At 69.8% G+C, this 12,689-nt stretch carries 13 protein-coding genes; 4 read left to right on the top strand and 9 right to left on the bottom strand.

Translation table 11 applies throughout. The annotated features are described in order from the left end of the window. Nucleotides 1–42: 42 nt before the first annotated feature. A complete protein-coding gene (locus tag ABXJ52_RS15115) occupies nucleotides 43–1,440 on the top strand; it encodes an MFS transporter (protein ID WP_367042671.1) in 1,398 nt (465 codons plus the stop codon). Nucleotides 1,441–1,506: 66 nt separating this feature from the next. After that, nucleotides 1,507–2,421, top strand: a complete 915-nt coding sequence (locus ABXJ52_RS15110; protein ID WP_367042669.1) for a Bax inhibitor-1/YccA family protein — start codon at nucleotides 1,507–1,509, stop codon at nucleotides 2,419–2,421. A gap of 116 nt (nucleotides 2,422–2,537) precedes the next feature. On the opposite strand, the gene ABXJ52_RS15105 is transcribed toward ABXJ52_RS15110, so the two are convergent. Beyond that, complete coding sequence (locus ABXJ52_RS15105) at nucleotides 2,538–2,768, bottom strand: DUF4287 domain-containing protein (protein ID WP_361832622.1); 231 nt, start codon at nucleotides 2,766–2,768, stop codon at nucleotides 2,538–2,540. Nucleotides 2,769–2,870: 102 nt separating this feature from the next. On the opposite strand from ABXJ52_RS15105, the gene ABXJ52_RS15100 reads away from it, so the two are divergent. Beyond that, complete coding sequence (locus ABXJ52_RS15100) at nucleotides 2,871–3,182, top strand: hypothetical protein (protein WP_367042666.1); 312 nt, start codon at nucleotides 2,871–2,873, stop codon at nucleotides 3,180–3,182. Between the two features lie 34 nt (nucleotides 3,183–3,216). On the opposite strand, the gene ABXJ52_RS15095 is transcribed toward ABXJ52_RS15100, so the two are convergent. From ABXJ52_RS15095 to ABXJ52_RS15085, 3 genes are all read right to left on the bottom strand, one after another. Then, complete coding sequence (locus ABXJ52_RS15095) at nucleotides 3,217–4,026, bottom strand: hypothetical protein (RefSeq protein ID WP_367049074.1); 810 nt, start codon at nucleotides 4,024–4,026, stop codon at nucleotides 3,217–3,219. Nucleotides 4,027–4,289: 263 nt separating this feature from the next. Next, nucleotides 4,290–5,510, bottom strand: a complete 1,221-nt coding sequence (locus ABXJ52_RS15090) for an acetyl-CoA C-acetyltransferase (RefSeq protein WP_367042664.1) — start codon at nucleotides 5,508–5,510, stop codon at nucleotides 4,290–4,292. Nucleotides 5,511–5,658: 148 nt separating this feature from the next. Further along, nucleotides 5,659–6,678: an SGNH/GDSL hydrolase family protein gene (locus ABXJ52_RS15085; RefSeq protein ID WP_367042662.1), complete on the bottom strand. Its 1,020-nt coding sequence runs from the start codon at nucleotides 6,676–6,678 to the stop codon at nucleotides 5,659–5,661. Between the two features lie 149 nt (nucleotides 6,679–6,827). Here ABXJ52_RS15085 and ABXJ52_RS15080 point away from each other — a divergent pair, with 149 nt between their 5' ends. Beyond that, entirely contained in the window at nucleotides 6,828–8,219 is a 1,392-nt protein-coding gene (locus ABXJ52_RS15080; protein WP_367042660.1) for a cystathionine beta-synthase, read from the top strand. 288 nt (nucleotides 8,220–8,507) lie between these two features. Here ABXJ52_RS15080 and ABXJ52_RS15075 read toward each other — a convergent pair whose 3' ends face one another. From ABXJ52_RS15075 to ABXJ52_RS15055, 5 genes are all read right to left on the bottom strand, one after another. Next, a complete protein-coding gene (locus ABXJ52_RS15075) occupies nucleotides 8,508–9,101 on the bottom strand; it encodes a hypothetical protein (RefSeq protein ID WP_367042658.1) in 594 nt (197 codons plus the stop codon). A gap of 23 nt (nucleotides 9,102–9,124) precedes the next feature. Next, nucleotides 9,125–9,727, bottom strand: coding sequence for a TetR family transcriptional regulator C-terminal domain-containing protein (locus tag ABXJ52_RS15070; RefSeq protein WP_367042656.1), 603 nt, complete (start codon nucleotides 9,725–9,727; stop codon nucleotides 9,125–9,127). 102 nt (nucleotides 9,728–9,829) lie between these two features. Continuing rightward, nucleotides 9,830–10,252, bottom strand: a complete 423-nt coding sequence (locus ABXJ52_RS15065; protein WP_367042654.1) for a hypothetical protein — start codon at nucleotides 10,250–10,252, stop codon at nucleotides 9,830–9,832. Nucleotides 10,253–10,262: 10 nt separating this feature from the next. Beyond that, on the bottom strand, nucleotides 10,263–11,687 hold the full coding sequence (locus ABXJ52_RS15060; RefSeq protein ID WP_367042652.1) for a cytosine permease: 1,425 nt from the start codon (nucleotides 11,685–11,687) through the stop codon (nucleotides 10,263–10,265). 46 nt (nucleotides 11,688–11,733) lie between these two features. Next, nucleotides 11,734–12,669, bottom strand: a complete 936-nt coding sequence (locus ABXJ52_RS15055; RefSeq protein ID WP_367049072.1) for an ABC transporter substrate-binding protein — start codon at nucleotides 12,667–12,669, stop codon at nucleotides 11,734–11,736. Nucleotides 12,670–12,689: the final 20 nt, after the last annotated feature.

The raw sequence follows: 12,689 nt of genomic DNA, 5'->3' as shown, positions 1-12,689 counted from the left end.
AACCCCCGTCCCCACCAGGTCCCACAAAGAAGTGAGAGCCCCGTGACCGCTCCCCAAGGCGCCGCGCCCCAGCGGACCTTCAGATCCGTCGCCCCCGTCATAGCCCTGTGCTGGCTCGTCGTCTTCTTCGACGGCATGGACGTCAACATCTACGGCGCCGTGATGCCGCACCTCATCGACGACAAGGACTTCGGCTTCACCACGTCGACCGCCGGCACCATCGGCTCCTGGACCACCTTCGGCATGCTGATCGGCGCCCTCGGCTGCGGCACGCTCACCGACTGGATCGGCCGCAAGCCGATGGTCACGGGCAGCGTCGCGCTGTTCTCCCTGGGCTCCGCGGTCTGCGCCCTCGCGCCCACCGCCGCCGTCTTCGGAGGCGGCCGTTTCATCGCCGGGCTCGGCCTCGGCGGTCTGATGCCGATCAGCCTCGCGATCGTCGCCGAGTTCGCGCCCCCGCGCAGGGCCGCTCTCGCCACCGGCCTGATGATGACCTCGTACCACGCGGGCGGCATGGCGGCCACGGGCCTCGGGCTGTGGCTCGGGCCCGACCACGGCTGGCGCGTCGTCTTCTGGGCGGGCGTCATCCCCGCCGCCGTCGCCATCCCCCTCGTACTGAAGTGGCTGCCCGAGTCGCCCGGCGTGCTGCTCGCCAAGGGCCGCACCAGCGAGGCAGAGGCCGTCGCCGCCCGGTACCTGCTGCCGTCCCCGACGCTCGCCGAAGCCCCCGAGGCGGGTGCCAAGGGACGCTTCGCCGCCGTCGCCTCGCTCTTCGGCCCCGGCCAGCGGTTCGCCACCCCGCTCCTGTGGCTCGCGTCCTTCGCCGGTCTGCTCCTGGTCTACGGGGTCTCGACCTGGCTCCCCGAGCTGATGCGCGCCTCCGGCTACTCCCTCTCCTCCTCCGTCACCTTCCTCATGGTGATCAACGCGGGCGGCATCGTCGGCATGCTCGTCGCGGGGCGGATGGCGGACAAGTTCGGCGCCGTGCGGATCTCCGCGATCTGGTTCCTGCTCACCGCCTGCGGCGCCTTCCTGCTCAAGGCGGAGCTGCCGCTCGGCGTCGCGTACGCCATCGTCTTCGTCACCGGCATCTGGCTCTTCTCGGCGCAGGTGATGGTCTACGCCTCCGCCCCGTCCGTCTACACGCCCGCCCAGCGCGCCACCGGGCTCGGCTGGATCACCGGCGTCGGGCGTACGGGTGCGGTCGTCGGACCGTGGCTGGGAGGCGCCGTCGTCTCCGGCGGAAACGCGTCCCTCGGCTTCACCACGTTCGCCGTCGCCGCGGTGCTCGGAGCCGTCGCGATCTCGCTGGTGCCACTCGTCCGGCGCAACCGCCACACCCCGGCCGACGAGGGAGTATCGCCCGCCTCACCGGGAACAGAGAGCACTGGGCGAGACGTTCTTGGTCACAAGGAGGGAAAGATCCTCCCCAAGCACTAGGGTCTTCCTTTTGCCTACGCATTACTCTTGACCCAAAGCCACGCTCGGTGGCCATGGAGGAGTGAAATGAGGAGCAGCAACCCGGTCTTCTCGCGACGGGGGTTCAGCCGCGACAACGGCTACGCGGGCTTCGGCACGCAGCCGCAGGCCGGGGGACCCGCCGTCGGGACGCAGACCCAGCAGGGCAACCCGTACGCGGGTGCCGGCCAGCAGGCGCCCACCAATCCGTACGCGACGAACCCGTACGCCCAGCAGGACCTGCAGCACGGCGCCCCCCAGGCGCCCGTAACCACCGCAGGACGCATGACGATGGACGACGTCGTCATGCGTACGGCCACCACGCTCGGCACGCTGCTGGTCACGGCCGCGCTCGCCTGGGCGCTGCTGCCCGTGGACGACGCCAATCTGCCCAAGTCGTACGGCATCGCCATCGGCGCGGGCCTCATCGCGATGCTCCTCGGCCTGGTGCAGGCCTTCAAGCGCAAGGCATCGCCCGCGCTGATCCTGACGTACGCCGCCCTGGAAGGTGTCTTCCTCGGCGTCGTCTCCAGCGTCGTCGACAACCGCATCGCGGACGGCGCGGCCATGCAGGCCGTGCTCGGCACGATGGCCGTCTTCGTCGGTGTCCTCGTCGCCTACAAGGCCGGCTGGATCCGCGTCAACCGTCGCTTCTACGGCTTCGTGATGGCCGCGGCGATGGGCTTCCTGCTGCTGACCGCCGTGAACCTGCTGTTCGCGGTCATCGGCGGCGGTGACGGCCTCGGCTTCCGCAGCGGCGGCCTCGGCATCGTCTTCGGCATCGTCGGCATCCTGCTCGGCGCGTGCTTCCTCGCCCTGGACTTCAAGCAGGTCGAGGACGGCATCGCGTACGGCGCTCCGAAGGAAGAGGCCTGGCTCGCGGCGTTCGGTCTGACGATGACGCTCGTCTGGATCTACCTCGAGTTCCTGCGTCTGATCGCCATCCTGCAGGGCAACGACTGACGCGCCTGAACCGGCGAAGGGCCCCGCGGAACAAACGTTCCGCGGGGCCCTTCGCCGTTGTGTGAGGTCGTGCGTGAGGTCGTGCGTGAGGTGGTGAGTGAGGCGGACATGGGGAGTCAGAGCAGCTTGCGCGCGGCCCGCCGCAAGTCGTACTCGTGAATGATGGCCTTGGCGTGCCCGTAAGCCAGGTTGTGCTCCGCGCGGAGCCAGCTGACCTTCTCCTCGAAGCGGAAGAGAGAAGGGCCTTCGTCCACGGCGCGGATCCAGTCGGAGATCTCACGACCGGTGCAGTGGGGGATTCGGGCGATCAGGTTGCGGTGGGTCTCCTCGGAGAAGACTTGGGACATCGGCGCCTCCGGACGCGTCGCGATGTGTTCCGGCCTTCACGCCACCGTGCCTGAGCGTTGGGGCGTTGGCAACAGTCCCGCCCGGGCGCATAAGGTCGCCGGGTGCTTGATACGACGCCTTTGACGGCCGCAGTGGACCAGTTCGCCGACCGGTTGCGGGCCGCCCCGCAGAGCCGCTTGCAGCGGGGGGCGGCGGCCGAGGCGCTCGCTCTGGCCAGGGAACTGGCGGCGTGGGCGCAGCGGATCGAGGATCCGGACGAGGAGCCGCGAGAGATGCCGGACGCGGGGATGTTCGCGGCGGCCGACCAGATCACGGTCGCGGGGCGGGATCTGGCCCTTGTGCTGGCGGATTCCGGCCAGCTCGCGGAGGCGCTGATCCTCGTGGAGAAGGCGCAGAAGCGCGCCGGGGTGTGACCCCGACCCCGGCGGACCGCCGGGGTCGCTTCGGTCAGACGGAGGCGATGACGCGGTCCGCCAGGATGTAGACGTTCTCGGCGCCGCACTCGAAGGTCAGCGCGTAGGCACCGGAGACTCCGGAGCCGCCGAGCAGGACCGGGGTGTGGCCGTCGGCGAGGGCGTCGGCCAGCAGCTCCGCGGTCTCGCGGTGGCCCGGCGTCATGCAGAGCGTGGTGCCGTCCGCGAAGACGTAGACGTCCAGTGTGCCGAGCGGGCCGGGACGGACGTCGGAGAGGGCGGTGCGGGCGTCGGCCAGTTCCTCAAGACAGGCGACCGTGCGCTCGTGGTCGCCGTTGACGGGCGACTGCACCGGGACGAAGTCCGGGTGCGAGGGGTGCCGGCGGCGGGCCGCGGCCAGCTCCGGGGAGTCGGCGGCGAACTCGTCGACCGGGTCGCCGTACGGCTCGATGACCGGCTCCAGGCTGTCCGCCTCCAGGCCCGCGAAATCCGCCTGGCGCGGCAGGAACAGCTCGTCGGCCATGTCCGAGAGGCCGGGCAGGCCGCTGAGCAGGGAGGGCGCGTCCGAGGCGTCGCGGGCTTCCTGGGCGGCCCAGAAGGCCCGCGCCTCGGCCAGCTCGCGCTCCCGTTCCTCGGCGAGGGCCTCGGCTACAGCCGTGCGTATCTCGTCGGTGTCCGGAGTGGTGCGGGCGGCGGGCACGGTGGCATGCGCGGTGGCCGGCCGGCTCTGGGCCAGCTCGGTGCGCAGCGTCGTGATCTGCTTCCGAAGCCCGTGCACGGCGTGCAGGGCGGCGGCACCCACGGCCGTGGCAGCGGCCGTGGAGAGCAGCAAGGCAAGAGGCATGGCGCTCACTGACGTACTCCCGGTTTCAAGTCGACCCCCGACTTCCTACATCAGCTTGAAGCCTGCACGATCCACCTGTCAGTGCATTACGTCACGAATTGGACAGGTCTTTCGGCCCGGAGTTTATCCACGGATGTGCTCTGACCTGGGCATATGCATCTCCCCCAGGAGATAGGTCACATCCTGGGGGAGATTGAGTCACGAATCAATGGAGATGCGGGGGATCCGTGGGGGCTCCGCAGATGTCAACGGGTGCCCGAGGGTCAGCTGAGACGCTCGATGACCATGGCCATGCCCTGACCGCCGCCGACGCACATCGTCTCCAGGCCGAACTGCTTGTCGTGGAACTGGAGGCTGTTGATGAGGGTGCCGGTGATGCGGGCGCCGGTCATGCCGAAGGGGTGGCCCACCGCGATGGCGCCGCCGTTCACGTTCAGCTTGTCGAGCGGGATGTTCAGGTCGCGGTAGGAGGGGATCACCTGGGCGGCGAAGGCCTCGTTGATCTCGAAGAGGTCGATGTCGTCGACGGTGAGGCCCGCGCGGGACAGGGCCTGCTTGGACGCCTCGACCGGGCCGAGGCCCATGATCTCGGGGGAGAGGCCGGTGACGCCGGTGGAGACGATGCGGGCGAGCGGGGTCAGGCCGAGCTCGCGGGCCTTGGTGTCGCTCATGATCACGAGGGCGGCGGCGCCGTCGTTGAGCGGGCAGCAGTTGCCCGCGGTGACCAGGCCGTCGGGGCGGAAGACGGGCTTGAGGCCCTCGACGCCTTCGAGGGTGACGCCGGCGCGGGGCCCGTCGTCCTTGCTGACGACGGTGCCGTCGGGGGTCGTCACCGGAGTGATCTCGCGCTCCCAGAAGCCGTTCTTGATGGCTTCCTCGGCGAGGTTCTGGGACCTGACGCCGAACTCGTCCATGTCCTTACGGGTGACGCCCTTGGCGCGGGCCAGGTTCTCGGCGGTCTGCCCCATCGCGATGTAGGCGTCCGGGATCAGGCCGTCCTCGCGCGGGTCGTGCCAGGTGGAGCCCTCGGCCTTGCTCACTGCCTCGGTGCGGGCCTCGGCGTCGGCGAAGAGGGGGTTGTGGGTGTCCGGGAGCCCGTCGCTGGACCCCTTCACGCTGCGGGAGACCATCTCCACGCCGGCGGAGATGAAGACGTCGCCCTCGCCGGCCTTGATGGCGTGCAGGGCCATGCGGGAGGTCTGCAGGGAGGAGGAGCAGTACCGGGTGATGGTGCAGCCCGGCAGGTGGTCCATGCCCATCTGCACGGCGACGATGCGGCCGAGGTTGTGCCCCTGCTCGCCACCCGGCAGACCACAGCCGAGCATCAGGTCGTCGATGAGCTTCGGGTCGAGCTCGGGGACCTTGGCGAGGGCGGCCTCGATGATCGTGGCGGTCAGGTCGTCGGGCCGCAGATCCTTCAGGGAGCCCTTGAAGGCGCGGCCGATCGGGGTGCGGGCGGCGGAGACGATCACGGCTTCGGGCATCACGGAACTCCTGGGGCGAGGGGGCAGGACTCCTTGGGAAGTTACCTGTACGTATCGCTGTCGGTCATCGGTCGGGGACTGTGATGCGGGCCGCATTTTTCTAAGCGCTTGCTCAGTACTGCCAGGGCGGGGCAAGCCCCCGGCAGTACTACTGCGGCAAGGGGGACGGGTCCGGGGTGTGGTGGATACGGCGTCGGCGGCGGCGCTTGATGAGGGCCCAGGGGCCTCGTGGGCCCGTGGGCATCGCGGCCGCGACCTCCGTGCCCCCCTCCGAGGCAGCCTGCGCGGCCGCACGCGCCACCGGCAGGAATCCCTCCCGGCGTGTGACGTCGGGGCGCTCCTCCTCCGGCCACAGGCCGAGCGCGGCGCACAGCGTCGGCAGCACCGCCATCGCCGCGGTCGCGTACCCCTCCGCGGAGGGGTGGTAGTTGTCGGGACCGAACAGCTCCCGGGGGTTCGCCAGGAACTCGGGGCCGAGCAGGTCCCCGAGTGAGACCGTGCGGCCGCCCTGTTCGACCACGCCGATCGTCTGCGCCGCGGCCAGCTGGCGTGAGACACGGCGTGCCATCCAGCGCAGGGGCTGGTAGACGTTCTCGACCGTTCCCAGGTCGGGGCAGGTTCCGACCACCACCTCCGCACCCGCCGTCCGCAGCCTCCGCACCGCCGACGCCAGAAGGCGTACGGACCGCGTCGCCGGCATCCGGTGCGTCACGTCGTTCGCGCCGATCATCACGACGCAGACATCCGGCGCCCAGGACGCCAGGTCGGACAGGAGCAGCGTCACCTGGCGGTCCAGGTCGTCCGACTGGGCGCCAGGCAGCGCCACGTTCCGCAGCTCCACCGGCCGCTCGGCCACCGCCGAGAGCCCCGAGGCGAGCAGCGCCGCGGGAGTCTGCCTGGCCCGGTACACACCCTGCCCGGCGGCGGTCGAGTCGCCGAGCATCGCGAACCGCAGGGGCTCGGCGCCGTCCCGGTCCGCGAACCCCCAGCCGTAGCGCCCGTCGGCCCGCGGTGGAGCCGGATGCTCCCCGCTGTTCCCGACGGACCGCTTCGCCAACTGCACCTCGGCGAGCACCACGCCCACGGCCGCCGCACCGAGCAGCCCGATCCCTCCGCCGCCGTAAGCCGCGCCCGCGGCGATCCGCCGCGCCACCCTCGCCCTCGACATGCCCTGCAGCCACCTCCTCGTACCGCCCTACATCAACTCATTGCCCCGTAAGGACGGTCGGCCAATCGCAACCGGAGGTGAACGACTGAACGGGAGCCTTACGCTGACGACACCCATTCGTCGCACTACATCGCAGCCCGGAGACAACGGTGCAATTCCACGACTCGATGATCAGTCTCGTCGGCAACACCCCGCTGGTGAGACTCAACAACGTGACCACGGGCATTCAGGCGACCGTCCTGGCCAAGGTCGAGTACTTCAACCCCGGCGGTTCCGTGAAGGACCGCATCGCGCTGCGCATGATCGAGGCGGCCGAGCAGAGCGGGGAGCTCAAGCCCGGCGGCACCATCGTCGAGCCGACGTCCGGCAACACCGGGGTCGGGCTCGCCATCGTGGCCCAGCAGAAGGGCTACAAGTGCATCTTCGTCTGCCCGGACAAGGTTTCCCTCGACAAGATCAACGTGCTGCGGGCGTACGGCGCCGACGTGGTCGTCTGCCCCACGGCCGTCGACCCCGAGCACCCCGACTCGTACTACAACGTCTCCGACCGCCTCGTGCGCGAGACGCCCGGCGCCTGGAAGCCCGACCAGTACAGCAACCCGAACAACCCCCTTTCCCACTACCACTCCACCGGCCCCGAGCTGTGGGAGCAGACGGAAGGGAAGATCACCCATTTCGTGACCGGCATCGGGACCGGCGGCACCATTTCCGGGACGGGCGGGTATCTGAAGGAGATCTCCGAGGGCGGCGTCACCATCGTCGGCGCCGACCCCGAGGGGTCCGTCTACTCCGGTGGCTCCGGGCGGCCCTACCTCGTCGAAGGCGTCGGTGAGGACTTCTGGCCGACCGCGTACGACCGCAATGTGACCGACGAGATCATCGCGGTGTCCGACAAGGACTCCTTCCAGATGACGCGGCGCCTGGCCAAGGAGGAGGGGCTCCTCGTCGGCGGCTCCTGCGGGATGGCCGTGGTGGCCGCGCTGCGCGTCGCCGAGCGGCTCGGCCCCGACGACGTCGTGGTCGTGCTGCTGCCCGACTCCGGCCGCGGCTACATGAGCAAGATCTTCAGCGACGAGTGGATGAACGACTACGGGTTCCTGGAGCAGGCGGGCGACGCGCCTCGCGTCGGTGACGTACTGCGCCGCAAGGAGGGTGGCGAGCTGCCCTCGCTCGTCCACATGCACCCGGAGGAGACGGTCGGCGAGGCCATCGACGTACTGCGTGAGTACGGCGTCTCGCAGATGCCCATCGTCAAGCCGGGCGCGGGCCACCCGGACGTGATGGCGGCCGAGGTCATCGGCTCCGTCGTCGAACGCGAGCTCCTGGACGCCCTGTTCACACAGCGTGCCTCGCTCTCCGACCCGCTGGAGAAGCACATGTCGGACCCGCTGCCGCAGGTCGGTTCCGGCGAGCCGGTCGCCGACCTGATGTCGGTGCTCGGCGGTGCCGACGCGGCGATCGTCCTGGTCGAGGGCAAGCCGACGGGTGTGGTGAGCCGTCAGGACCTGCTGGCCTTCCTGGCGGAGCAGCAGGGGCAGTAGGAGCAGTAGGCGCCCGGTGTGCCCGGAGCCGTGGGCCGTGGGGCGAACTTCGCGGAAGTGGTACGAGCACGACACGTTCGCGCAGCACCCGCTTAACACGGCTCCGGCACATTGGTGGTTGTCGGCGTACAGGAACTCCGGAGCGGCTCCCGGACCTCTGAACGCCCGGACGCGGCCCGGCCCTGACCCGGTCGCAGTCCCTCGCGGGGACCGCCGTCGTCCCGCCCCCTGGGAAACCGGGGGCGCGGCGGTCCCCGCGCACGAACTTCGTATACGCCGGGCGCGCGCCTAGGGCAGCGATGGCCCGTCACCTGCTTCGGCGTCCCGGCGGCCGAGGCCTTCCGGCACACCATGCGCGAGGACCAGCTTCAGGAGCAGTACGGCCGGCAGCCAGTCGAGCCCGGGTGGGGAGTCGACGTAGCCCGCGACCATGATCCCGGTGACGACGAAAGCGAGGGCGGCCGGCCGTTTGAGCCGCTCCTCCACGAGGTCCACGGTGATCGCGCCGGTGAGGGCCCAGCCGTACCAGAGCAGCCCCCACCACCAGGGGCCGCCCGGTATCACGAGGGCGATCAGGACGGGCTGGAAGTGGAGGGCCGTGAAGCCCACCGGGTGGTGGAGGAAGCGGGCGAACACCGAGTCGGTGCGGGTGAGGGGGGAGTGGTAGAAGCGCTTGGCGGAGTCAAGGCCGTTGGCGACGACGCCACCGGCCAGATCGTGCACGAGCACGACGCCGAGGAGCCACTGCCACCAGGACCAGCCGAGACCTCGTCCGCCGACCACCAGCGCGCAGACGCCGAACACGGAGACCGCGTAGGCGAGCCCCTTCTCGACGCGGGTGGCACCGGCGCCGAAGGCCCAGCTCGGCTTGGTCTCTTCCACGGTGGATCTCCCGGGCTGTGCCATCAGGGGGTCTGGCTCTCGTCGGGAGCGGCGCGGCCCGGCAGGAAGTGCGACAGGGCCGAGAGCGCTTCCCGGTTGTCCAGGTCGGGATCGAGCATCCGGTGCAGCAGCATGCCGTCGAGCAGCGCGATCAGTACGGTCTCGCTGCCGTCCGGTGCGTCCGGGGCAACGCCCTTGAGCCAGGTACGCAGTTGGGCCCTGGTCGCGGTGAGCGACTCCCGCAGTACATCGCCGAGCAGGGGGTCACGGGCCGCGCCCGCGATCAGCTCGACCGTCAGCCGGGCGGTTCTGTCGTCGTGCGGGGCGGACAGCAGCTCGATCAGCTTGGAGTGCGCCTCTTCGAGCGTCGTGGTTCCGCTGAGCTCCTCGGTCACCGGGTCGAAGACCTGCTCGCCGGCCCGGCGGGCGATGGCAGCCTTCAGTGCCGGCAGCCCGCCCCAGTAGTAGTGGATCAGGCCGAGGTTGGCGCCCGCGCGCTCGGCGACGGCACGGGTGGTGACACCGGGCCAGCCGTCCTGGGCCAGCAACTCCACACCGGCGTCGGCGAGCTGCTCACGTCGGCGCTCGCCGCGTGGTGAGGCCGGCGGACCGGCTGAGTTAGTCATGTGACTAACTTAGCGCTCCGTCGGCTCCCTGTCCGGCGCTTTGTCAGTACAGAGGAGGGGCGCTTTGTCAGTACACAGGAGGGGCGGTCGGAGCGGCCCGCCTCAGTCGTCCCACTCCGACTTCCGCCCGCGGTCCTTGCCGCGGCCGAAGCTCATGCCCCGCATCGAGTGCACGGCGTTCACGCCGACGATGCCGCCCCAGGTGACGAACAGGCCCGGCAGGTCCGCGTTGACCACACCGATCGCCGAGAGCGGGATCGCGAGGATCAGCGAGACGATGCCGAAGCCGAAGCGCTCACCCCACGAGTCCACGGGACTGTTCGGCGCGCGGGAGCCTCGGGCCACGACCATCTGCTGCTCGGCCATGTGCCGGCGCATCCTGCGGTCGATGGTGCCGTCCAGGCGCTGCTCGACCTTCCCGAGGAACGAGTCGACCAGCGCGGACTCGTACTCTTCGCCCAGCTCTCTGCGGGCATGCAGAGTGGCGTCGAGTTCCTTCTTGAGTTCGGCGTCACGGGTGTCCATGGTTTTTACGTTACGCAGCCGGCGTCGGCCTGACAGTGGGGCTATCCCCCCTTTCTTCCTGCCGCTGCGAGGGGATGTGCGACGTGTCGCGGCGGGCGAGCAGCCAGTACAGGGCCGCCGGGACGACAAGGCCCACGATCCACGAGATGTCGGCGCCGCCGAGCGGTTCCACCAGCGGGCCGGTGTAGAAGTGCGTCACGAGGAAGGGCAGCTGGGCGAGGAGACCCACTCCGTAGACCGTCAGCGCGTCCCAGCGCCAGGCGCCGTAGCGGCCGTGGGGGTCCGAGAGCGCCGGGATGTCGTAGCGCTCCTTGGAGATCAGGTAGTAGTCGACCAGGTTGATCGCCGACCACGGCGTGAAGAACGTCAGCAGGAACAGCAGGAAGTCCTTGAAGGACGTCAGGAAGCTGTCCTTGCCGAGCAGCGCCACCACCGTGCCCGCGATCATGATCAGGGTGATGTACGCCGCCCTGCCGCGTGGCGAGAGGACCTTCTGGCCCCGGAATCCGCTGATGCTGGTCACCATCGACATGAAGCCGCCGTAGGTGTTGAGCACGTTGATCGTCAGCTTGCCGAGGGCGATCACGAAGTACAGGAAGGACGCGATCAGGCCCGTGCCGCCCAGGCCGACCACGTATCCGACCTGGTTGTCGAGGAACGCGTCGCCCGCGCTCGCCGCGACGAGCACGCCGAACGTCATCGACCACTGCGAGCCGAGCGCCGACCCGGACAGGGTCCACCAGAAGGTGGCCCGCCCCGACGTCGTACGCGGCAGATAGCGGGAGTAGTCCGCGACGTACGGCCCGAAGGCGAGCTGCCAGGACGCCGAGAGGGAGACGGCGAGCAGGAACATCGGCAGGTCGAAGTGCGCGTCGTTCAGGAGCGCCGAGAGGTCCACGCGGTCCAGGAGTCGGATGCCCAGGTAGATGAAGGCGAGCGCGCAGATCACGCTCGCCACCCGGCCGAGGACATGGATCACGCGGTAGCCGACGGCCGCCACCACCGCGGTGATCACCGCGAAGACGATGATGCCGGTGGTGTCGTTCGTGTGCGTGAGCTGAGCCGTGGCCTGCCCCGCGAGGACGCTGCCGCTGGCGAAGAAGCCGACGTACATGAGGATGACGAGCAGGAGCGGTACGACGGCGCCGCGCACCCCGAACTGGGCGCGGGACTGGATCATCTGCGGCAGGCCGAGCTTCGGGCCCTGCGCGGAGTGCAGGGCCATCACGGCGCCGCCGAGCAGGTTGCCCAGCAGGAGGCCGACCACCGACCACACCACGTCGCCGCCGAAGACGACGGCGAGCGCGCCGGTGACGACCGCGGTGATCTGGAGGTTGGCGCCGAGCCAGAGCGTGAACTGGCTGAACGCGGTGCCGTGCCGTTCGTCGTCGGGGACGACGTCGATGGAGCGCCGCTCCACGAGAGTGTCTGCCATGATCCGGTGAACTCCCTGCTGCTGTACGAGCTACCTCTTGCGTGGGCTACTTCTTGGTGATCCCGTGCTTCGCCGCCCAGTCGTCCGCGACGTCCTCGGGGTCCTTCTTGTCCTTGTCCACCAGGCGGTTGAGTTCGGTGAGGTCCTTGGTCGTCAGGGCGTTGCCCAGGCGTCCGAGCGCCTTGCGGACCGTCGAGTCGGCCTTGCGGTCGGCGACGAGCGGGACGATGTGCTGGCCGGGGATCAGGTTCTTGGGGTCGGTGAGCACGACCCACTTCTCGGCGATGATGTCCGTGTCGGTGGTGAAGAGGTTCGCCACGTCGACGTCGCCCTTCTTCAGGGCGCCCTTCACCAACGGCCCGGAGGAATCAAGGGACTTGAACTCCTTGAACTCCACGCCGTACACGTCCTTGAGGCCCACCGAGCCCACCTGGCGCTTCTTGACCTCCGGGGCGGCGCCGATGACGAGCTTGCCGTTGTGCTTCGCGAGGTCCCCGAGCGTCTTGAGGCCGTACCTGTCGGCGGTCTCCCGGGTGACGACGAAGGCGTCGGAGTCCTCGGCCTTGCCGTAGGGCAGGATCTGCAGGCCGCGCGGCAGGACCATGGCGAGGGCGTTCTGCATCTCGCCCTCCTCGGTGGCCTTCGCCTTGGTGTCGAGGTAGTGCAGGAGCGCGCCCTGGTACTCGGGCAGGAGGTCGATGTCGCCGCCCTTGAGCGCGGGGATGAGGATCTCGCGGGTGCCGAGGTTGGGGCGGACGGTCGTCTTCACGCCTTCCGCCTCCAAGGCGGCGGCGTAGAGGTAGCCGAGCACCTGGTTCTCGGTGAAGTTGGCGGTGCCGATGGTGACGCCGTTCTTGCTGGAGCCACCGCCTCCGCCGCCGGAACCTCCCCCGTCGAGGGAGGTGATGCCGCCGCTGCACGCGGCGAGCGCGGGGACGGATGCGGCGGCGAAGAGCCCGCCGAGAGCGGTCCTGCGGTTGATGGGGGCCATCTGGTGTGCTC

Origin of the sequence: Streptomyces sp. Je 1-332, assembly GCF_040730185.1 — a bacterium.
Taxonomy (GTDB): Bacteria; Actinomycetota; Actinomycetes; order Streptomycetales; family Streptomycetaceae; genus Streptomyces.
This window is presented reverse-complemented; position numbering and strand designations above follow the sequence as displayed.

What these genes read in the sequence shown, in the direction of transcription:
- ABXJ52_RS15110 (WP_367042669.1), top strand. Translation starts at nt 1,507, where the DNA reads ATGAGGAGCAGCAACCCGGTCTTCTCGCGACGGGGGTTCAGCCGCGAC.
- ABXJ52_RS15105 (WP_361832622.1), bottom strand. Translation starts at nt 2,768, where the DNA reads ATGTCCCAAGTCTTCTCCGAGGAGACCCACCGCAACCTGATCGCCCGA.
- ABXJ52_RS15095 (WP_367049074.1), bottom strand. Translation starts at nt 4,026, where the DNA reads ATGCCTCTTGCCTTGCTGCTCTCCACGGCCGCTGCCACGGCCGTGGGT.
- ABXJ52_RS15090 (WP_367042664.1), bottom strand. Translation starts at nt 5,510, where the DNA reads ATGCCCGAAGCCGTGATCGTCTCCGCCGCCCGCACCCCGATCGGCCGC.
- ABXJ52_RS15085 (WP_367042662.1), bottom strand. Translation starts at nt 6,678, where the DNA reads ATGTCGAGGGCGAGGGTGGCGCGGCGGATCGCCGCGGGCGCGGCTTAC.
- ABXJ52_RS15070 (WP_367042656.1), bottom strand. Translation starts at nt 9,727, where the DNA reads ATGACTAACTCAGCCGGTCCGCCGGCCTCACCACGCGGCGAGCGCCGA.
- ABXJ52_RS15065 (WP_367042654.1), bottom strand. Translation starts at nt 10,252, where the DNA reads ATGGACACCCGTGACGCCGAACTCAAGAAGGAACTCGACGCCACTCTG.
- ABXJ52_RS15060 (WP_367042652.1), bottom strand. Translation starts at nt 11,687, where the DNA reads ATGGCAGACACTCTCGTGGAGCGGCGCTCCATCGACGTCGTCCCCGAC.